The organism is Stutzerimonas stutzeri, assembly GCF_002909485.1.
GTDB lineage: Bacteria > Pseudomonadota > Gammaproteobacteria > Pseudomonadales > Pseudomonadaceae > Stutzerimonas > Stutzerimonas stutzeri_AH.
Map to the genome: position 1 here is coordinate 160,122 of NZ_PPXG01000006.1, position 20,708 is coordinate 180,829.

Annotated in this window: 21 protein-coding genes; 16 read left to right on the top strand and 5 right to left on the bottom strand. The window is 60.9% G+C overall.

What is annotated here, in order from left to right; genetic code table 11:
- Nucleotides 1–6 precede the first annotated feature (6 nt).
- Entirely contained in the window at nt 7–402 is a 396-nt protein-coding gene (locus CXK91_RS15575; protein WP_103457023.1) for an NINE protein, read from the bottom strand.
- A 129-nt stretch (nt 403–531) separates the two neighbouring features.
- On the opposite strand from CXK91_RS15575, the gene CXK91_RS15580 reads away from it, so the two are divergent.
- Together CXK91_RS15580 and CXK91_RS15585 are read left to right on the top strand one after the other, a co-directional pair.
- On the top strand, nt 532–1,743 hold the full coding sequence (locus CXK91_RS15580) for a putative DNA modification/repair radical SAM protein (RefSeq protein WP_103457024.1): 1,212 nt from the start codon (nt 532–534) through the stop codon (nt 1,741–1,743).
- On the top strand, nt 1,743–2,579 hold the full coding sequence (locus CXK91_RS15585; protein ID WP_103457025.1) for a TIGR03915 family putative DNA repair protein: 837 nt from the start codon (nt 1,743–1,745) through the stop codon (nt 2,577–2,579). Before CXK91_RS15580 ends, CXK91_RS15585 begins: the two co-directional genes overlap by 1 nt.
- Here CXK91_RS15585 and CXK91_RS15590 read toward each other — a convergent pair.
- Both CXK91_RS15590 and CXK91_RS15595 read right to left on the bottom strand, forming a co-directional pair.
- The gene (locus CXK91_RS15590; RefSeq protein ID WP_103457026.1) at nt 2,576–3,721 is read right to left on the bottom strand and encodes a PilT/PilU family type 4a pilus ATPase; all 1,146 of its coding nucleotides are present in this window, start codon (nt 3,719–3,721) and stop codon (nt 2,576–2,578) included. The two genes, CXK91_RS15585 and CXK91_RS15590, sit on opposite strands and share 4 nt — an antisense overlap.
- A gap of 85 nt (nt 3,722–3,806) precedes the next feature.
- Entirely contained in the window at nt 3,807–4,841 is a 1,035-nt protein-coding gene (locus tag CXK91_RS15595; RefSeq protein ID WP_103457027.1) for a type IV pilus twitching motility protein PilT, read from the bottom strand.
- 66 nt (nt 4,842–4,907) lie between these two features.
- On the opposite strand from CXK91_RS15595, the gene CXK91_RS15600 reads away from it, so the two are divergent.
- The 10 genes from CXK91_RS15600 to CXK91_RS15645 all read left to right on the top strand — a co-directional run bounded on the left by CXK91_RS15600 (nt 4,908) and on the right by CXK91_RS15645 (nt 13,716).
- Nucleotides 4,908–5,597 carry a YggS family pyridoxal phosphate-dependent enzyme gene (locus CXK91_RS15600; protein WP_103457028.1) on the top strand — a complete coding sequence of 230 codons (690 nt, stop codon included), beginning with the start codon at nt 4,908–4,910 and terminating at the stop codon, nt 5,595–5,597.
- A gap of 10 nt (nt 5,598–5,607) precedes the next feature.
- Nucleotides 5,608–6,432, top strand: a complete 825-nt coding sequence (gene proC / locus CXK91_RS15605; RefSeq protein ID WP_103457029.1) for a pyrroline-5-carboxylate reductase — start codon at nt 5,608–5,610, stop codon at nt 6,430–6,432.
- A gap of 9 nt (nt 6,433–6,441) precedes the next feature.
- Nucleotides 6,442–7,032, top strand: coding sequence for a YggT family protein (locus tag CXK91_RS15610; RefSeq protein ID WP_103457030.1), 591 nt, complete (start codon nt 6,442–6,444; stop codon nt 7,030–7,032).
- A gap of 271 nt (nt 7,033–7,303) precedes the next feature.
- Nucleotides 7,304–9,271 carry a dynamin-like GTPase family protein gene (locus CXK91_RS15615; RefSeq protein ID WP_103457031.1) on the top strand — a complete coding sequence of 656 codons (1,968 nt, stop codon included), beginning with the start codon at nt 7,304–7,306 and terminating at the stop codon, nt 9,269–9,271.
- A gap of 129 nt (nt 9,272–9,400) precedes the next feature.
- Nucleotides 9,401–10,540 (top strand): homoserine O-succinyltransferase MetX, encoded by a 1,140-nt coding sequence (gene metX, locus CXK91_RS15620; RefSeq protein ID WP_003282749.1) that lies wholly within the window; start codon nt 9,401–9,403, stop codon nt 10,538–10,540.
- 9 nt (nt 10,541–10,549) lie between these two features.
- The gene (gene metW / locus CXK91_RS15625; protein ID WP_103457032.1) at nt 10,550–11,149 is read left to right on the top strand and encodes a methionine biosynthesis protein MetW; all 600 of its coding nucleotides are present in this window, start codon (nt 10,550–10,552) and stop codon (nt 11,147–11,149) included.
- 25 nt (nt 11,150–11,174) lie between these two features.
- On the top strand, nt 11,175–11,597 hold the full coding sequence (locus CXK91_RS15630; protein WP_103457033.1) for a DUF4426 domain-containing protein: 423 nt from the start codon (nt 11,175–11,177) through the stop codon (nt 11,595–11,597).
- The gene (gene rdgB, locus CXK91_RS15635; RefSeq protein ID WP_103457034.1) at nt 11,594–12,187 is read left to right on the top strand and encodes an RdgB/HAM1 family non-canonical purine NTP pyrophosphatase; all 594 of its coding nucleotides are present in this window, start codon (nt 11,594–11,596) and stop codon (nt 12,185–12,187) included. The genes CXK91_RS15630 and rdgB overlap by 4 nt, the downstream gene beginning before the upstream one ends.
- 32 nt (nt 12,188–12,219) lie before the next feature.
- On the top strand, nt 12,220–13,383 hold the full coding sequence (gene hemW, locus CXK91_RS15640) for a radical SAM family heme chaperone HemW (protein ID WP_103457179.1): 1,164 nt from the start codon (nt 12,220–12,222) through the stop codon (nt 13,381–13,383).
- A gap of 9 nt (nt 13,384–13,392) precedes the next feature.
- On the top strand, nt 13,393–13,716 hold the full coding sequence (locus CXK91_RS15645) for a DUF3392 domain-containing protein (protein WP_103457035.1): 324 nt from the start codon (nt 13,393–13,395) through the stop codon (nt 13,714–13,716).
- Nucleotides 13,717–13,721: 5 nt separating this feature from the next.
- On the opposite strand, the gene CXK91_RS15650 is transcribed toward CXK91_RS15645, so the two are convergent.
- Nucleotides 13,722–14,084: a DUF5064 family protein gene (locus tag CXK91_RS15650; RefSeq protein WP_103457036.1), complete on the bottom strand. Its 363-nt coding sequence runs from the start codon at nt 14,082–14,084 to the stop codon at nt 13,722–13,724.
- A 192-nt stretch (nt 14,085–14,276) separates the two neighbouring features.
- Between CXK91_RS15650 and arcD the strand changes: the two genes are divergently transcribed.
- The 4 genes from arcD (at nt 14,277) to arcC (ending at nt 19,094) form a co-directional block, all read left to right on the top strand.
- Nucleotides 14,277–15,704 carry an arginine-ornithine antiporter gene (gene arcD, locus CXK91_RS15655; protein WP_103457037.1) on the top strand — a complete coding sequence of 476 codons (1,428 nt, stop codon included), beginning with the start codon at nt 14,277–14,279 and terminating at the stop codon, nt 15,702–15,704.
- 96 nt (nt 15,705–15,800) lie between these two features.
- Nucleotides 15,801–17,057 carry an arginine deiminase gene (gene arcA, locus CXK91_RS15660; RefSeq protein WP_103457038.1) on the top strand — a complete coding sequence of 419 codons (1,257 nt, stop codon included), beginning with the start codon at nt 15,801–15,803 and terminating at the stop codon, nt 17,055–17,057.
- Between the two features lie 58 nt (nt 17,058–17,115).
- Nucleotides 17,116–18,126: an ornithine carbamoyltransferase gene (locus CXK91_RS15665; RefSeq protein ID WP_103457039.1), complete on the top strand. Its 1,011-nt coding sequence runs from the start codon at nt 17,116–17,118 to the stop codon at nt 18,124–18,126.
- A 44-nt stretch (nt 18,127–18,170) separates the two neighbouring features.
- Nucleotides 18,171–19,094 (top strand): carbamate kinase, encoded by a 924-nt coding sequence (gene arcC / locus CXK91_RS15670; protein WP_103457040.1) that lies wholly within the window; start codon nt 18,171–18,173, stop codon nt 19,092–19,094.
- 64 nt (nt 19,095–19,158) lie between these two features.
- On the opposite strand, the gene CXK91_RS15675 is transcribed toward arcC, so the two are convergent.
- Nucleotides 19,159–20,499, bottom strand: coding sequence for a DUF1329 domain-containing protein (locus CXK91_RS15675; RefSeq protein ID WP_103457041.1), 1,341 nt, complete (start codon nt 20,497–20,499; stop codon nt 19,159–19,161).
- Nucleotides 20,500–20,708: the final 209 nt, after the last annotated feature.

Below are 20,708 nucleotides of genomic sequence, written 5' to 3' on the forward strand. Positions count from 1 at the left end.
ACCTGCTCAGCGCCGCGCTAGATTGCGCTCGGATATCTGCGAGTTCAGCGTCCAGAAGTCGTAAAGCACGCCGATGAAGAACAGGCCGCCGGTGAACAGGTAGAGAATCCCAGTGATCCACTTGCCCTGATACATGCGGTGCACACCGAATACACCGAGAAAGGTCAGCAGTATCCAGCCGACCGTGTAATCGATGGGCCCCGGCTGGAAGCGCATGTCCGCTTCGCGATCCATCGAGGGGATCAGGAACAGATCGATGATCCAACCGATGAAGAACAAGCCCAGAGTGAAAAACCAGATGGTGCCAGTGATGGGCTTGCCGTAATAGAAACGATGGGAGCCAAGAAAACCGAATATCCACAGGAGATAGCCGATCAGCGTGCTATGTGTGTTTTGCTGCATCCGAGCCTCGATGTGCAATTAATGAGTGGCGCCAGCTTATCCGATAACTCGTCTCGCGAACCACCAGACGGAGGCTCTCGGTAAGGGAAGCCGTGATACTGTATATGCAAACAGTATCACGGTGCCGCCATGCAATTGATCGAAAAACTCAGCGTGCTCGCCGACGCGGCCAAGTACGATGTTTCCTGCGCCAGCAGCGGGGCACCGAAGCGAAGCTCGAAAGGCAAGAGCGGACTCGGCGCCACCAATGGCATGGGCATCTGCCACAGCTTTACGCCGGATGGTCGTTGCGTAGCGTTGCTGAAAATCCTGCTGACCAACTTTTGTCTTTACGACTGCCAATACTGCGTCAATCGTCGCTCCAGCGATGTGCCGCGGGCACGCTTCACACCGGAAGAAGTGGTCAGCCTAACCCTCGACTTCTATCGGCGCAATTGCATCAGCGGCCTGTTCCTCAGCTCCGGCATCATCCGCTCAGCGGACTACACCATGGAGCAGCTGATTCGGGTCGCCAAGCTGCTACGTGAAGAGCACGAGTTTCGCGGCTACATCCACCTCAAGACCATTCCCGACGCTGACCCGCAGCTGATCGCCGAAGCCGGGCGCTATGCCGACCGGCTCAGCGTGAACATCGAGCTGCCCACCGAAGCCAGCCTGATCCGCTTGGCACCGGAAAAGCAGGTAGTGACCATCAAGCAGGCGATGCACACCATCCACCAAGGCGAAACCGAGGCCAGTGCGGAAAAGCGCGCACCCCGTTTTGCACCTGCCGGGCAGAGCACGCAAATGATCGTTGGCGCCGACAGTACCGACGACAGCACCATTCTGCACACTGCTCAATCGTTATACGGCAGCTACCGGCTGCGCCGGGTCTACTACTCGGCGTTCAGCCCGATCCCGCACAGCCCCAACACCGTGCCTTTCGCTGCGCCGCCGCTGATGCGCGAGCACCGCCTTTATCAGGCCGACTTCCTCATGCGTGGTTACGGCTTCAGGGCCAGCGAACTGCTCAGCGGGCCGGGCAACCTCGCGCTGGATATCGATCCGAAACTGGCCTGGGCTCTGGCCCATCGCGACCAGTTTCCGGTGGACCTTAATCGCGCCGAACCAACGATGATCGCCCGCATTCCCGGGATCGGCATGCTCAGCGCCAAACGCTTGGTGGATCTGCGCCGGCAGAAGCGCATCCGCTTTGAGGATCTGACTCGCCTACGCTGCTCCCTCGAGAAAGCCAAGCCCTTCATCATTACCCAGGATTACCGGCCAAGCCTGGCAGGGCACGAATCGGCGGTGCTGCGCCAGCATCTACGCGATACGCCTGCGCAACTGGCACTCTGGTAATGGTCACGGTGCGCTTCGACGGCAGCTTTCCGGAATGGCGAACTCGCGCCCGTGCGCTGCTGCAGAATCATGTCGCCCCACATGAGGTGAACTGGGCGAGCGGCAATGAATCGGCTGGGCTGTTCGACATCCCCTCGCCTGCCCCGTCAGCCGAGAGCGAACAGCGGGTTCGTGTACCCAGACAATTGCTGGACGAACTTGAGATGGCCGCACGCTATCGCGTAGAAAACCGCTGGGGCTTGCTTTATCGCGTGCTCTGGCGCGTTGCCCAGGGCGATTCGAGTGCACGAATGGTCGGCGATGTCGATGGCAGCGAACTGCACGGCCGAATCAAGGCGGTGCGCCGCGAGGCCCATCATCTGCATGCCTTTCTTCGTTTCAGCCCGGTGGACGCCGGCGATGGACCGCAGCACGTAGCCTGGTTCGAGCCCGCACACGATGTGCTGCCTTGGGCAGCCGGGCATTTTGCAGAGCGGATGGGTGAGAACACCTGGCTGATTGCAACACCGGAAGAAGGCGTTTGCTGGGATGGACGGCAGATGCACCACGCCCAACCCTGCCCGCCACAGTGGCGGCAGCTGGCGCAGAACGCAGCGGACCCTGGAGGTGAGCTATGGAAGGCGTATTACGAGAGCACGTTTAATCCAGCACGACTGAACCGAAGCGTCATGGAAAGCAATCTGCCCGTGCGCTTCTGGAAGAATCTGCCCGAGGGCATGCTGATACCCCAGCTGATGAGCCGCGCGAGGGCAGGCGCGCAGCGCGACGGCCAGGCCGAGCGCGTCGCCGCTAAAAGCGGAAAGCGCATCGGCCGGGCTGCTGAACAGGCCGATTAACGGAAACTGCGGCCTGGATCCTCTTCGCTGACCTCAAGGCTCAAGCCCTGGGACACACTGGTCAGATGCTCGCCATCGGTTTCCGAACCCAGCTTGATCAGCAGACGTAGGTCGTTGGCCGAATCCGCGTGCAACAGCGCGTCTTCGTATGTGATCTCGCCCTGCACATAGAGGTTGTACAGCGCCTGATCGAAGGTCTGCATGCCCAGCTCGGTGGAGCGTTTCATCAGCGATTTGAGTTCGTGCACCTCGCCCTTGCGGATCAGATCGGCCGCCAGCGGCGTATTGATCAGCACCTCGATCACCGCGCGGCGCCCCTTCCCATCCGGTGTCGGCACCAGCTGCTGGGCGACGATGGCCTTAAGGTTGAGCGACAGATCCATCCACACCTGGTTATGCCGATCGGGCGGGAAAAAGTTGATGATGCGGTCCAGCGCCTGGTTGGCGTTGTTGGCGTGCAGCGTCGCCAGGCACAGGTGGCCGGTTTCGGCGAAGGCCACGGCATGGTCCATGGTCTCGCGGGTGCGCACCTCGCCGATGAGGATCACGTCCGGCGCCTGGCGCAGGGTGTTCTTTAGTGCTACCTCGAACGAGCTGGTATCGATACCGACTTCGCGCTGGGTGACGATGCAATTCTGGTGCTGGTGGATGAATTCGATCGGGTCCTCGATAGAAATGATGTGCCCGCTGGAGTTCTTGTTGCGGTAGCCAATCATCGAAGCCAATGAAGTCGACTTGCCAGTACCAGTCGCACCTACGAACAGCACCAGCCCGCGCTTGGTCATCGACAGCTTTTTGAGGATGTCCGGCAGCTTGAGCTCGTCGATCGTGGGGATGTTGGTCTCGATGCGACGCAGCACCATCCCGGCCAGGTTGCGCTGGTAAAAGGCGCTGACACGGAAGCGGCCAATACCGCGGGCACTGATGGCGAAATTGCACTCGTGATTCTCGGTGAACTCGCGGCGCTGCTGCTCGTTCATCACGCCATGCACGGTTTCCCGGGTCATCTCCGGGGACATCGCTGTCTTGCTAACCGGCATGATCTTGCCGTTGACCTTCATTGAAGGTGGCACGCCGGCCGTAATGAACAGATCGGAGCCGCCCTTTTCAACCATCAGGCGCAGAAGTTTCTCGAATTCCATCGTCGTACTCGCAATCGTGGCAAGCGCCGCAACGAGCGGCGCCCGGGGTGTTTCAGAGCCTTTTCGCGATCTGCTGAGCAGGCTCTTAGAAGTTTTCCGGCTGCTTGGCCTTCTCCTTGGCGCTGTCCCTCGAGATCAGCCCCTTGGCGAGCAGACCCTTGAGGCACGAATCGAGCGTCTGCATGCCCAGCGAACCACCGGTCTGAATCGAGGAATACATCTGCGCTACCTTGTCCTCGCGAATCAGGTTACGGATCGCCGGAGTACCGATCATGATCTCGTGGGCTGCCACGCGACCACCGCCGACCTTCTTCAGCAGCGTCTGAGAGACTACCGCCTGCAGTGATTCGGAGAGCATCGAACGGACCATGGATTTCTCTTCGGCCGGGAACACGTCGACCACGCGGTCGATGGTTTTTGCGGCGGAAGTGGTGTGCAAGGTACCGAATACCAGGTGACCGGTTTCCGCAGCGGTCAGCGCCAGGCGAATGGTTTCCAAGTCACGCATTTCGCCCACCAGAATGATGTCCGGGTCTTCACGCAGTGCAGAACGCAACGCCTCGGAGAAGCCCAGGGTGTCACGATGGACCTCGCGTTGGTTGACCAGGCACTTCTTCGACTCGTGGACGAATTCGATAGGGTCTTCGATGGTGAGGATGTGGTGGTACTTGGTGTTGTTCAGGTAGTCGAGCATCGCTGCCAGGGTGGTCGACTTGCCCGAGCCAGTCGGTCCGGTAACTAGCACCAAGCCCCGGGGCACATCGGTAATCTTGCGAAAAACCTCGCCCATATTCAGATCTTCCATGGTCAGCACCTTGGAAGGAATCGTCCGGAATACCGCGCCTGCACCGCGGTTCTGGTTGAAGGCGTTGACCCGGAAGCGGGCGACGCCGGGCACTTCGAACGAGAAGTCGGTTTCCAGGAACTCCTCGAAGTCCTTGCGCTGCTTGTCGTTCATGATGTCGTAGATCAGCGCATGCACCTGCTTGTGGTCCATGGCCGGCAGGTTGATTCGCCGCACGTCGCCGTCGACGCGGATCATCGGCGGCAGGCCGGCGGAAAGGTGCAAATCCGACGCACCCTGCTTGGCGCTGAAGGCCAGCAGTTCTGTGATATCCATGGGACTCCCCAATTACAAGCAAGCAGGTAGAATGCCGCGCAGACCCTAAGGCGGCGGGCGCAAGTAATGTCCACGATAGAGAAGAATATTGCAAAGGTCGGAACACGCATCCGTGAGGCGGCGCAAGCTGTGGATCGTGATCCCGCCAAGGTCGGGCTTTTGGCGGTGAGCAAGACCCAGCCAGCCGCCGCCATTCGTGACGCTTTCGCTGCCGGAGCGCGCGATTTCGGCGAAAACTATCTACAGGAAGCGCTGGACAAGCAGGCCGACCTGACGGACCTGCCGCTGGTCTGGCACTTCATCGGTCCGATCCAGTCGAACAAGACCAAGCCCATCGCCGAGCACTTCGACTGGGTGCACTCGGTGGACCGCCTGAAGATTGCCCAACGCCTGTCCGATCAGCGTCCAGGCGAGCTGCCGCCACTGAACATCTGCCTGCAGGTGAATGTCAGTGGCGAAGCAAGCAAATCCGGCTGCGCGCCAGAGGAGCTGAATGACTTGGCGCAGGCTGTCGCCGCAATGCCTCGTCTGCACCTGCGTGGTCTGATGTGCATTCCCGCCCCCAGCGACGATGCTGCTGAACAGCACGCAGCATTTGCCCGCCTGCGGACATTGCGCGATGAGCTGCCTTTGAAACTCGATACCCTGTCCATGGGCATGAGCCAGGATCTCGAAGCTGCAATTGCCGAAGGCGCGACCTGGGTTCGCATCGGCACTGCACTATTCGGCGCCCGTGACTACGGGCGCCCTCAATAAAGGAAACGCTATGAACTCTCCCCGCATCGCCTTCATCGGTGCTGGCAACATGGCCGCCAGCCTGATCGGCGGGATGCGCGCCCAGGGCGTCCCAGCGGACGCCATCCGCGCCAGCGATCCAGGTGCCGAGCAGCGCGCAAAGATCAGCGCCGACCACGGTATCCAGACGTTCGCTCAGAATGCTGAAGCGCTGGCTGGCGCCGATGTCGTGGTGCTATCGGTCAAACCACAGGTCATGCAGGCCGTCTGTCGTGATCTGGTCGCGCATTTGGATCATGCCCCACTGATCGTATCGATCGCAGCCGGCATCAGCTGCGACAGCCTGCAGCGTTGGCTCGGCCCAGGCCCGCAGGCAATCGTGCGCTGCATGCCGAACACGCCGGCTTTGCTGCGCCAGGGTGTCAGCGGCCTGTACGCCAACTCGCACGTCAGCGACACGCAGAAGCGGCAGGCCGAACAACTGCTATCGGCGGTCGGTATGGCGTTGTGGCTCGAAGAGGAACACCTGATCGACGCGGTAACAGCCGTTTCCGGTAGCGGCCCAGCCTATTTCTTCCTCCTGATCGAAGCGATGACCGCCGCTGGCGAGCAGCTAGGCCTGCCGAGGGAAGCCGCAGCACAGCTGACGCTGCAGACTGCGCTCGGCGCAGCGCGTATGGCCTGTGAGGGCGATGTCGATGCAGCCGAATTGCGCCGCCGCGTAACCTCGCCGAACGGAACAACCGAAGCGGCGATCAAAGCCTTTCAGGCTGGCGGCTTCGAGCAACTGGTGCAGCAGGCGTTGAACGCCGCCGCACAACGCTCGGCCGAGCTGGCCGAACAACTGGGCCAATAAGGAGCATTCATGTCCCAACTCTCGCAAGCGCTGATTCTCGTCATCCAGACGCTGGGCAGCCTCTACCTGCTTATCGTGCTGCTGCGCTTCATCCTGCAACTGGTTCGCGCAGACTTCTACAACCCGCTCAGCCAGTTTATCGTCAAGGCGACCCACCCACTGCTGCGGCCGATGCGCCGCATCATCCCGAGCATGGGTACGCTGGACCTCTCCTCGCTGCTCCTTGCGCTGATCGTACAGACGGTGCTGATGGCGCTGATCCTGCTGATTGCCTACGGCACCATCGGCAATCCCTTGCTGCTATTGATCTGGGCGGTGATCGGCATCATTGGGCTGTTTCTGAACATTTTCTTCTGGGCACTGATAATCAGCGTCATCCTGTCCTGGGTGGCACCCGGCAGCCAGAACCCAGGGGCACAATTGGTCGGCCAGCTCTGCGAACCGGTGTTGGCTCCCTTGCGCCGCCTGCTCCCGAACCTCGGCGGGTTGGATATTTCGCCAATATTCGCCTTTCTCGCGATCAAGCTGCTGGACATGCTGGTGGTCAACAACCTCGCCACCATGACCCATATGCCCAACATCCTGCGCATGTTGATCTGAGACGTCGTTCACGGTTTCTTGCCATCGCGGCACCTTGGCGCGTAAAGCGCCTCGGCTTGCCGCTTGCCAGCACGTAGACTGCATTTTCTCGGCTGTTTCCATCCTACCCCGCACTTCGATCGCGGGATGTGAACGAGTAATAGACACGACTTCGAACCGGCGACAACCGTCCGTGCCCCTGGCTTGCCCGCTCGGTCACGCCAGGCTTCGAATGAATTGACCTCGTAACGGCGGATCCGATAATTCGCCGAATCACACTTCCAGGAGTTGGATGAGCATGGAACGACTCGATCGACAGGTAGACGCCTACGTCACCTGGAAGCGCGACCTGATTCGTGAGATCACCCGCTACCGCAGTTGGCTGGCGCACAACAGGCTCAGCAGCGAGGGCGTTGAGGCCCGCCTGGAAAGGGCGCTGCGGGTGCTGCGCACCGATCACATCACCCTCGCGTTCGTCGGCGAGTACTCGCGCGGCAAAACCGAGCTGATCAACAGTCTGTTCTTTTCCAACTACGGCCAGCGCATCCTGCCTTCACGCGCCGGGCGTACCACCATGTGCCCTACCGAGCTGCTGTTCGATCCGCGCTCGGAACGCTCCTATATCCGTCTGTTACCCATTGAATCGCGCCTGCAGGACACCAGCATTGCCCAGCTCAAGCGCACACCACGACTGTGGCTGAACCTGCCGCTCGACCCGAATGATGCCGATGGCATGGCCGAAGCATTCGCCCAAGTGGCGCTGACCAAAGCGCTGCCGGTGGAGCAGGCGATCCAGCTGGGCTTCGATCCCGCAAGCCTGGAAAGTGCCGGCAATGCCAATACCGTGCTGGTGCCTGCCTGGCGCCACGCCATGGTCAACTTCGACCACCCGCTGCTGCGTCAAGGCCTGCGCATCCTCGATACGCCAGGGCTGAACGCGCTGGGTAGCGAGCCGGAACTGACCCTGTCGATGCTGCCCAATGCGCAGGCGATCGTTTTCCTGCTGTCAGCCGACACTGGCGTGACCGCCAGCGACATGGAGATCTGGCAGCAGCACATCCGCCAGCTCGACGAGGACACCCAGGCCAGCCTGTTCGCCGTACTGAACAAGATCGACGTACTCTGGGACGATGTGGCCGGCGAAGTCTTCGTGCAGCGAGCGATCGATGAGATCCGCGCCACTACTGCGCAGCAGCTGGGCATCGACTGCGCAGACGTGTTGCCGCTGTCGGCAAAGCAGGCGCTGATGGCAAAGATTCGCGGCGACCACGCGCTGCTCGAACGCAGCCAGCTGGATCAGTTGGAACAGTTGCTCAGCCAGCGCATCCTGGCGCAGAAAGAACGCCTGCTCGAAGATCAAGTGGTGCACCAGGTGCTGGCAATGGTGCAGAACAGTCAGCATGCACTCAAGCTGCGCCAGGAAAAGGTCATCGAACAGCGTGACATGCTGGCCAACCATCAGCAGGGTAACGGGCAGATGCTGCTTGAGCTTACCGCTCGCACGCGTCACGACCATAACTGCCACCATAAGCGCCTGCTCGACCTGAAGACCAACCAGCGACTACTGCAACGCCAAGGCGAACTGTTGCGTGCAGCGATACGCGCCGAGCGCCTCGAAGAGCACCTGACCCGACTACGTCGCAGCCTTACCGGAAGCTTGACGACGCTGGGCATCAACCTGGCGATCCTGCACTTCTTCCGCTCGGTGGAACAGGATCTGGGTATCCTCGAGCAGGAGGCCGAACGCGCCAACAAGATGGTTGCGGCGATCTACCGCCGACACAACGAAGAGAACCCGTTGCACGGTATCGACCCACCGACGTTCCAACTGCAGCCTTATCAGCGTGAGCTGCGAGCGTTGCAGAGCAAGGCTGACCAATTTCGTCTGCAGCTCAAGACCTTGCTTACCGAACAACGCACGCTGACCCGGCGCTTCTTCTCCACGCTGGTGCAGGAAGTCATCGGCTTGCATCAGCGTCTGCGCCTGGAAGCCGAACAATGGGCGGGGGATGCGCTGACGCCACTGCTGCAGTACTCCCTGGAGCACAAGCAGCAGCTGGAGACGCACATCCTGCGGCTCAAGAGCCTGGCCACGGAAAGCCAGCAAAATAGCCAGCGCGGGCAACTGCTGACTCGCTACAGCGGCGAGCTGGAGCTGCAACTGGCACAGGCCGCGGAGATGCTGCGCGCTTTGCGACGGCCAGCGCCGATGCGGCGGCAGGAAAAAGTGGTCAGTTTGGCCAGCGCACAGATCAGCTAACGCCTGCGGCCAATCCTCTCGACGCTACCGACGAATTGGCAAGAGCCTTCCTCGCGTTGCATTTCAGGATGAATTGCAACGCGCATACCTTTAGACTTTGCCGCCTTCTTCAAGCAAGAGCCAGGGTCGATGCCCACTGCCATTCCCGCCGATTCCGTTGGCCTGGTGATTCCGCAGGTCGCGCATTTTGCCGAACCACTGACACTCGCCTGCGGCCGTACGCTAGCCGATTACCAGCTGATCTATGAAACCTATGGCGAGCTGAACGCCGCGCGCAGCAATGCCGTGCTCATCTGCCATGCACTTTCCGGCCATCATCATGCCGCCGGCTACCACAGCATGGATGACCGCAAACCCGGCTGGTGGGATTCCTGCATAGGCCCGGGCAAGGCCATCGATACCGATCATTTCTTCGTCGTCAGCCTGAACAACCTGGGCGGCTGCAATGGTTCGACCGGCCCGAGCAGCACCAACCCGGCCAGCGGCAAGCCCTATGGTGCAGACTTCCCGGTGGTGACAGTGGAGGACTGGGTGCACAGTCAGGCACTTCTGGCCGACCGCCTCGGCATTACCCAGTGGGCAGCGGTGATTGGCGGCAGCCTGGGCGGTATGCAGGCCTTGCAATGGACCATCAGCTACCCTGAGCGAGTGCGCCACTGCCTGGCCATCGCCTCGGCCCCCAAGCTGTCGGCACAGAACATCGCCTTCAACGAAGTGGCTCGCCAGGCGATACTCTCCGACCCCGAGTTCCATGGCGGGCACTTCCAGGAGATGGGCGTGATTCCCAAGCGCGGGCTGATGCTGGCGCGCATGGTCGGCCACATCACCTACCTGTCCGATGACGCCATGGGCACCAAGTTCGGGCGCGGATTGAAGAGCGAGAAGCTCAACTACGACTTCAACAGCGTGGAATTTCAGGTCGAGAGCTATCTGCGCTATCAGGGCGAGGAGTTTTCCGGGCGTTTCGACGCCAATACCTACCTGCTGATGACCAAGGCGCTGGACTATTTCGACCCGGCCGCGGCCAACGACGACGATCTGGCCAAGACCTTCGAGGTCGCCCAGGCGCGCTTTTGCGTCATGTCCTTCACCACCGACTGGCGCTTTTCACCAGAGCGCTCGCGGGAAATCGTCGACGCGTTGCTCGCCGCCCGTAAGGACGTCTGTTACCTGGAGATCGATGCGCCACAGGGCCACGACGCCTTCCTGATCCCCAACCCACGCTACCTGCAAGCCTTCCGCGGTTACATGAACCGCATAGCCGTATAAGGAACGAAGATGCGCGCCGATCTGGACATCATCCAAGAGTGGATTCCGGCCGGCAGCCGAGTCCTCGACCTCGGCTGCGGCAACGGCGAGCTGCTGGCCTGGCTACGCGACCACAAGCAGGTCAGCGGCTACGGCCTGGAAATCGATCCGGACAACATTGCCGCCTGCATAGACAAGGGCGTCAATGTCATCGAGCAGAATCTCGATCTGGGGCTGGGCAACTTCGCTAGCGACAGTTTTGACATGGTGGTGATGACACAAGCCCTGCAGGCCGTGCATTACCCCGACAAGCTGATGAAGGAAATGCTGCGCGTCGGTCGTCAGTGCATCATCACCTTCCCCAATTTCGGCCACTGGCGCTGCCGTTGGTACCTCGCAAGCAAAGGCCGCATGCCGGTATCGGAGTTCCTGCCCTACACTTGGTACAACACACCGAACATTCACTTCTGTACGTTCGAGGATTTCGAGCGGCTATGCCAAGAAAGCGGTGCCAGGGTGCTCGAGCGCCTTGCCGTCGACCGAGATCACAGGCACGGTTGGGCCAGTCGAATCTGGCCAAATCTGCTGGGCGAGATCGGCATCTACCGTGTCACGGGACCTACCCGCTGAGCGGTTCAACGCTGGAGGAAAACACATGAAGCGAGTTCTCATCGGCCTACTGGCCGCACTGCTTACGCTGCCGGCAGTGACCGAGCGCAAGCACAGCGTCGGCGGCTACGACATCCACTACATCGCTTTCAACTCCGGGTTCCTGCAGCCCGATATCGCTGCGGCAGCTGGTCTCACACGTAGTAAGACCCAGGGCGTGCTCAATGTCTCGGTGCTCAAGGACGGCAAGCCGGTGGCGGCACAGGTCAGCGGCCAGGTGAAGAACCTGCTCGGCCAGGATCGCTCTCTGTCCTTCAAGCAACTCAAGGAAGGCGAAGAGGCGCTCTATTACCTTGCACAGTACCCCTTCGATTCGCAGGAAACCCTGCGCTTCAGCCTCACCGTACAGCCGACCGGTGCACAGCCGATCAGCTTCGAGTTCACCCAGGAAGTCTTCCCCGACCGATGATGTCTTTTTCCGAACTGGTGCTGGCCAGTCATAACGCCGGCAAACTCAAGGAGCTCCAGGCCATGCTCGGCGACGCCGTACGCGTGCGCTCTGTGGCTGAGTTCAGCACCATCGAGCCGGAGGAAACCGGTCTTTCCTTCGTCGAGAACGCCATTCTCAAGGCGCGCAACGCCGCGCAATTATCCGGTCTGCCGGCGCTCGCCGACGATTCCGGCCTGGCCGTCGACGCCCTTGGCGGCGCACCGGGCATCTACTCGGCGCGCTATGCCGACGGCAGGGGCGATGCGGCCAATAATGCCAAGCTGTTGGATGTCCTGCGTGATGTTCCAGATGCCGAGCGCGGCGCGCAGTTCGTCTGCGCCCTGGTGCTGGTGCGCCACGCCGACGACCCACTGCCGATCATCTGCGAGGGTCTCTGGCACGGCAGCATCCTGCATGCAGCGCGCGGCGAGCACGGTTTCGGCTACGACCCATTGTTCTGGGTACCGGAATGCGAGTGCTCCAGCGCCGAACTGCCGGCCGCGCAAAAGAACCAGCTCAGCCACCGTGCACGCGCCATGGCCCTGCTCAAGCAGCGGCTGGGGATATGAAAGCGGCAGCATCGCGAACCGCTAACGACGGCATGAACGGCGGGGCACTGGTGGCAGGCTTCGAACTGCCGCCACTGGCGGCCTACGTCCATATTCCCTGGTGCGTGCGCAAGTGCCCGTACTGTGACTTCAATTCCCATACGGCCGGACCCGAGCTGCCCGAAGAAGCCTATGTCGCTGCGCTGCTGGCCGATCTTCACGCTGATATCGAGCACGTCCAGGGTCGCCGACTGAGTTCGATCTTCTTTGGTGGCGGCACACCGAGCCTGTTCTCCGCCAAGGCGCTGGCGGCGATTGTCGATGGTCTGGAGCGGCTGGTCGGTTTCGCCGAGGACATCGAGATCACCCTAGAGGCCAATCCCGGTACTTTCGAACAGGCCAAGTTTCGCGACTATCGCCAGCTCGGCATCAACCGGCTGTCGATCGGCGTGCAGAGTTTCCAGGCCGACAAGCTCAAGGCACTCGGTCGTATTCATGATGGCAGCGAAGCGATTCGCGCTGCGGATATGGCCCGCGCCGCCGGGTTCGACAATTTCAACCTCGATCTCATGCACGGCCTGCCGGATCAGAACCTGGACGATGCCCTAGGCGACCTGCGCATCGCCATCGCCCAACAGCCGACGCACCTGTCCTGGTACCAGCTGACGCTGGAGCCGAACACGGTGTTCTGGAGCCAGCCGCCGCAGCTGCCCGAAGACGACACCCTCTGGGACATCCAGGAAGCTGGCCAGGCGCTACTCGCCGAACACGGCTACCGCCAGTACGAGACCTCGGCCTATGCCCAGCCAGGTCGGCAGGCACGGCACAATCTGAACTACTGGGCCTTCGGCGATTTCCTCGGCATAGGTGCCGGCGCCCACGCCAAGCTCAGCCACGCCGACGGGCGCATCCTGCGCAGCTGGAAGACCCGCCTGCCCAAGGACTACCTCGACCCGGCCAAGGCCTTTCGCGCTGGTGAAAAGCAGCTAACTGCCGATGAATTACCCTTCGAATTCCTGATGAATGTGCTGCGCCTCACCGACGGCGTGCCGGCCATGCTGTTCACTCAGCGCACCGGGTTGGCGCTGGACGTACTCGCCGGCCCGCGGCGCGACGCCGAAGCTCGCGGTCTGCTGATGCCAGACCCTACACGTCTCGTCGCAACCGCCAAGGGCCAGCTTTTTCTCAACGACCTGCTACAAAGCTTCCTGCCTTAAGGACACCGCATGGATTTGCTACTCGACCTGATCGTCACGCTGTCGCGCTGGAGCCGCAGCCACCTTTCCGATATCTCACTGGCGCTGATGGCCACGCTTTTCGTACTGTTCGGCCCGGCGATCAACACATGGGTAAAGGGCGCTGTCAGCAGCCTCAACTTCTTTTTCCGCACACTGATCTTCGTACTGGTATGCGCGGTGGGCTATGGCTTGGCCATCGTGTTCCTGACACCGTGGATGACCCAGGGTCTTTCCCATCTGAACAACTACAGCCTGGCGCCTGTGCTGTTGCTGGTGTTCTTCCTGATCGGGGTGATCGCTGATCGCAACTAGCGCGGTCAGCCTTCACGCAAAAAGCGGTCAAGATCGATCGGCTCGCCAGGCACGCAATGCAGCTGCTGGCGCAGATCCTTGAACATAGGATCATAGTCGGCATGAAAGGCAAACAGGACGTCCGAGTGCAGAGCGGCACCCTGTTTGCGCAGGGATTGACGAACATGCTGTAGAAAATTGCAAGCGACGTCGCGATGCATGCGGAACACTTCGTCGATCGGCGTACGATCGACGGTCCCGTGCAAATGAAAGCACGCCCATTCTGGCTTCTGTTCCAACCCTTCCACGTGGTAATCGAGAACAAGGTGATAGCCGGAGAAAGCCTTCGATGAGGGCCGACTGACCACCGCATGACCGGATCTGAACACTGCATACCCCCCTTTCCAGGTCCATTCTGACGCACCCCGAGTCTGAGCGCCGAACTGTCTAGCTCACGCCCCAACAGACAGCACGATCGTTGCACCCCGCTACACTGGTTCTCTTGACGCTGGTCATCACACCGTCGCACTGCCAGGCATTTAATGGCTTTAGCTGCTTTGATTTGCAAAGGAGACAGAACCATGGCCACGGCTTCGAAACAACTGAAACTCAGCGCTCTTGTTGCACTAGTAGTGGGATCGATGATCGGTGGCGGAATCTTTTCCCTGCCACAGAACATGGCGGCTAGCGCCAGCGCCGGTGCCATTCTGATCGGCTGGGCAATTACCGCGGTCGGTATGCTCAGCCTGGCCTTCGTCTTCCAAACCCTGGCCAACCGCAAGCCGGAACTCGATGCCGGTGTCTATGCCTATGCCAAGGCCGGCTTTGGCGACTACATGGGCTTTTCCTCGGCCTGGGGTTACTGGATCAGTGCCTGGATCGGCAACGTCAGCTACTTTGTCCTCCTTTTCAGCACACTCGGCTATTTCTTCCCGATATTCGGAGAGGGCAATACCTTGCCGGCGGTGATCGGCGCCTCGCTGGTCCTGTGGGGCGTACACCTGCTGGTTCTACGCGGCATCCAGCAGGCGGCGTTCATCAACCTGATCAGCACCATCGCCAAGATCGTGCCTCTGTTGCTCTTTATCGTCATCACCGCCGTGGCGTTTCGTCTGGACGTGTTCACAGCCGACTTCTGGGGGCGCGGCAACATTGAGCTTGGCAGCGTCATGGAGCAGGTGCGCAACATGATGCTGGTGACGGTGTGGGTGTTCATCGGCATCGAGGGCGCCAGCGTCTATTCGGCACGTGCCGAGCGACGTAGCGACGTCGGTAAAGCCACGGTGATCGGATTCATCGGCGTGCTCGCACTGCTTGTGCTGGTGAACGTTCTGTCGATGGGCATCATGAGCCAGGCCGAGCTGGCCGGCCTGAAGAACCCCTCCATGGCTGGCGTTCTGGAACAGGTGGTAGGGCGCTGGGGGGCGATCCTGATCAGCGTCGGGCTCGTGGTCTCACTGGCCGGCGCTCTGCTGTCGTGGACCCTGCTCTGTGCCGAGATTCTCTTTGCCAGCGCGCGCGATGACACCATGCCCCGCTTCCTGCGCAAGGAGAATGCCAATCACGTTCCTGCAAACGCGCTATGGCTCTCCAACGGCCTGATCCAGCTATTTCTGATCATCACCCTGTTCAGCGCCTCGACCTATCTGAGCCTGCTGTACCTGGCTACCTCGATGATCCTGGTGCCCTATTTCTGGTCGGCCGCCTACGCGCTGCTGCTCGGTGTGCGTGGCGAAGGCTACGAGACTGCACCGGGTGAACGACGCAAGGACCTGCTCACAGCCGTGATCGCAACGCTATATGCGGTATGGCTGGTCTATGCCGGCGGTATCCAGTACGTATTGCTGTCCGCACTGCTCTACGCCCCGGGCGCCCTGTTGTTCGCCAAGGCCAAACGTGAACTCGGGCAGCCGGTGTTCACCTCGCTGGAGAAACTGATTTTCGCCGCGGTACTGATCGGTGCGGCGATCGCCGCCTACGGGCTGTACGACGGATTCCTCTCTCTCTGATCACCGGAAGCAAGTTCCGCCAATCCTCGACCACCGCCAAAAGCGGTGGCGAGCCACTAAGCACCCACAGGTGCGAAGACTGCAAGGAGTACAGACATGACCCCGCAAACACCAGAGCTGGGCGTCCATTCCGAAGCTGGAAAGCTGCGCAAGGTAATGGTCTGCTCGCCGGGCCTGGCCCATCAGCGATTGACCCCAAGCAACTGCGACGAGCTGCTGTTTGACGATGTGCTTTGGGTGAACCAGGCCAAGCGTGACCACTTCGACTTCGTCACCAAGATGCGAGAACGCGGCGTCGAAGTCCTGGAAATGCACAACCTGCTGACCGAAACAGTGGCCAATCCAGAAGCATTGAAGTGGATCCTCGACCGCAAGATCACGCCCAACCAAGTGGGCATCGGCCTGCAAAACGAGGTTCGCAGCTGGCTCGAGGAACAACAGCCGCGACGACTCGCTGAATACCTGATTGGCGGTGTATCTGGCAGCGACCTGCCCGGCACCCAGAGCGGCGAAATCGTCAGCATGTTCCGTGACTACCTCGGCCACTCAAGTTTCATTTTGCCACCGTTGCCCAACACGATTTTTACCCGCGACACCAGCTGCTGGATATACGGTGGCGTCTCGCTAAACCCCATGCATTGGACGGCACGGCGTCAGGAGACGCTGCTCACCACCGCGATCTATCGTTTCCACCCCGAGTTCGCCGGCAAGGACTTCAAGGTCTGGTACGGCGACCCCGAACTCGACCACGGCCTGGCCACCCTCGAAGGCGGCGACGTAATGCCGATCGGTAACGGAGTGGTGTTGATCGGGATGGGCGAGCGCACCTCTCGCCAGGCCATCGGCCAGTTGGCACAGTCGCTGTTCAATCATGGCGCCGCCCAGCGGGTGATCGTTGCAGGCCTTCCGCGGTCTCGCTCAGCGATGCACCTGGATACCGTGTTCAGCTTCTGCGACCGCGATCTGGTGACCATATATCCCGAGGTGGTGAGCGGCATCATTCCGTTCAGCCTGCGGCCCGACGAGAGCAAACCAGGCGGCATCGACCTGCGCCGCGAGAGCGCAAGCTTCCTCCAGGTGGTCGCCGAAGCACTCGGCCTGCCTGCACTACGGGTGGTGGAGACCGGCGGCGACAGCTACGAAGTCGAGCGCGAGCAGTGGGATGACGGCAACAACGTCGTGGCCCTCGAACCCGGCGTCGTGATCGGCTATGACCGTAACACCTTCACCAATACCCAGCTGCGCAAGGCCGGTGTCGAGGTGATCACCATCAGCGCCAGCGAGCTGGGCCGCGGCCGTGGCGGTGGCCACTGCATGACCTGCCCGATCATTCGCGACGCTCTCGACTATTGATCTCGGATCAACGTGCCGGTCTCCGGCCGGCACGCCCTGCGCAAAGAGGATCTTCACCATGGCTTTCAACATCCATAACCGCAGCCTGCTAAGCCTCATGCACCACAACGAGCGCGAGCTGCGCTATCTGCTCGACCTCTCCCGCGACCTCAAGCGCGCCAAATACACCGGCACTGAGCGCCAGCATCTCAAAGGCAAAAATATCGCGCTGATCTTCGAGAAAACCTCGACCCGCACCCGCTGCGCATTTGAGGTGGCCGCCTACGATCAGGGCGCCAACGTTACCTATATCGACCCCAACTCCTCGCAAATAGGCCACAAGGAGAGCATGAAGGACACCGCCCGGGTGCTCGGTCGCATGTATGACGCAATTGAATACCGCGGCTTCAAGCAGGAAATCGTCGAGGAGCTCGCCCGCTACGCTGGCGTGCCTGTCTACAACGGCCTGACCGACGAATACCACCCGACCCAGATGATCGCTGACGTCATGACCATGCGCGAGCACAGCGACAAGCCGCTGCACCAGATCAGCTACGCCTACCTCGGCGACGCGCGTAACAACATGGGTAACTCGCTGCTATTGATCGGTGCCAAGCTGGGTATGGATGTGCGCATCGCGGCTCCGCGGGCGCTGTGGCCAAGCGAAGAGCACGTCAAGGCGTGCAACGAGTTCGCCGAGCAAAGCGGCGCGAAGCTGCTGCTCACCGAAGACCCGCAGGTCGCAGTCCAGGGCGTCGATTTCGTCCACACCGACGTATGGGTATCGATGGGTGAGCCGGTCGAGGCCTGGGCCGAGCGTATCGAGCAGCTGCTGCCTTATCAGGTAAACCCTTCGCTAATGCAGGCAACCGGCAATCCAAGGGCAAAATTCATGCATTGCCTGCCAGCATTTCACAACAGCGAAACCAAGGTCGGAAAGGAGATCGCCGCGCGCTATCCGCACCTGGCCAACGGTATCGAGGCTACCGAAGAGGTATTCGAGTCGCCCGCGTGCATAGCCTTTGAACAGGCCGAGAACCGCATGCACACCATCAAGGCGATCCTGGTATCAACCCTCGCCGACATCTGATCCACCTGTCGCCCGCTCCGCGGGCGCACTTCGGAGGAACACACATGCGTATCGTAGTCGCATTGGGCGGTAATGCCCTGCTTCGCAGAGGGGAGCCTTTAAGCGCGGAAAACCAGCGCGAGAATGTCAGGATTGCGTGTACCCAGATCGCACGGATCGCGCCGGGCAACGAACTGGTGGTGGCCCACGGAAACGGTCCTCAGGTCGGGCTGCTGGCATTGCAAGGTGCCGCCTACAAGGACGTCCCTACCTATCCGCTGGATGTGCTTGGCGCAGAAACCGAAGGCATGATCGGCTACATAATCGAGCAGGAGCTGGGCAACCTCCTTCCGTTCGAGGTGCCCTTCGCAACCCTGTTGACACAGGTGGAGGTGGATGCCGACGACCCGGCATTCCAGAAGCCCACGAAACCCATCGGACCTGTCTACAGTCGTGAAGAAGCCGAACAACTAGCCAAGGAAAAAGGCTGGAGCATTGCTGCGGACGGTGACCGTTTTCGCCGCGTAGTCGCCAGTCCAAGACCGAAGCGCATTTTCGAGATTCGGCCGATCAGCTGGCTGCTGGAGAAAGGCAGCGTGGTGATCTGCGCCGGGGGAGGAGGAATCCCTACGGTGTATGACCAGAACGGACGGCTGCAAGGTGTGGAGGCAGTGATTGACAAGGATCTGTGCTCGGCGCTGCTGGCCGAACAGCTGAACGCCGACCTGCTGGTGATCGCCACCGACGTCGATGGCGCCTATCTGGACTGGGGAACACCACAGCAGCGGCGCATCCATGAAGCGCATCCCGACCAGCTGGAACGCCTGGGTTTCGCTGCAGGTTCTATGGGCCCGAAGGTGCAAGCAGCCTGCGAGTTCGCTCGCAACACAGGCAAGGTCGCGGTGATCGGCTCGCTTGGCGATATCGAAGCGATTGTCCAAGGCAGCGCCGGAACGCGCGTCAGCCTGGCGGCGAGCGAATCGTTATAAGCGACCCCGGCCGAAAACGAAAAAGCCGCCCTGCAGGGCGGCTTTTTTCATCCGTGGCCTAGGATCAGTTTCCGCCGCGGCGCAGCGCCTGGGGCGAGAAGTCGCGAGGGTTCAGCTTCACGTCGAAATCGTACATCTGCTCGTTGTTGTCCAGCCCATCGACGAAGTAGTTGCCGTCCTTGAGGTGGTACAGCGTTTCCAGCGTGCTGTTGAACATCGGCACATCGTAATAGCTGATCGGATGGCTCTCCTGCAGGCCGATCAGGGCACCCTTCTCGTCATACAAGTCGACTGCGAGGATCGCCCAGCTGTCCTCGTCGATATAGAACCGACGTTTGTCGTAGAGATGACCGAAGCCTTTGCGCAATGTCGCCTCGACCACCCAGACGCGATGCAGCTCGTAGCGCAGCAGCTCGGGATTCAGCGTTCGCGGCTGAACGATGGTGTCGTAGGGAATGCCCTTCTGGTGCACCGCATAGCTGTTGTAGGGCATCAGCATCTCGCGCTTGCCGAGCAGCTCCCAGTCATAACGGTCAGGCGCACCATTGAACGAGTCGACTACATCTGCCGTCGCCAGGCCGCTGGTGTCGGGCTGTAGTGAATCATAGGCCAGCGAAGGCAGCCGGCGAACACGGCGATCATCCGGGCTGTAGCGCCAAGCCTTGCGGGTGGTCAGCACCTGATCCAGCGGGTCCTGTACCACTAGCGCGGTACCGGAGAGCTTGGCGGGCGCCGTAACCCGATACTTGTAATACAGCACGGTATTGTCCAGATCCCCTTGAGTCATCCCCTCGCGGTTGTAGACGTAGTAAACATGCCGGTCGCGCTTGATGTAGTTGGCCCTGCCACCGATCACCACTGCCTGGTTGTTGACCATGTGGGTCTGGTCGCCCTTGTAATGCAGAATATGGTTCCAGATGACCTCGATGCCGCTCTGCGGAATCGGGAAGGGGATTCCGGCTGCAACCCCTAGAATGCCGTTGCCGTTGGCGATCAGCTCAGCGCTCACAGCGTTGAAGCGTGTGGCGTCATAGATGCGTTGCGGTACCGAAGCACTGCGACGAGTCGGGAAAACGCGTAGATGGTAATCCGGATAGCGCTCCAGCAAGGCTTTCAAACCTTCGGAGAGCTGACCGCCATACTGGTCGAGGTTGGTCCGATCAACGCGATACAGCATCGTATCCGACGCATACGGGTCGGGATGGTGCATTCCCGACTCGTAGCCGGCTGGCGGTGCAACGCCACCCGTCCAGGGCGGGATTGTGCCGGCCGCATTGCCAGCTCGTTCCGCCCCCAGCGGAGTAAGGTCCTGCCCCAGCCGGGCAGCCTCGGTACTGTCTACCTTTGCCTGAGCCTGCCAAGCGGCACAGGCCGCCAACAACAGAATTCCGATCTTTCCGTACATCGTCTACTCCCCCCCGATTGCGCACGACGCTGGGCACTGCTTGGTGTTCCCAGCCGTCGGCGTTGCATTGTTATACGGTGTGGCAGGCGTGCCTTCCTGGCAGGCACTTGTCCCTGGCCGCTGTTGCGGCTCTCGATTGAGTGTGGCAAGCGACGGCGCTGACCGGTTACCGCCTACAAGGCGGCCCGGCGGCGGTCCCGGATACTGCT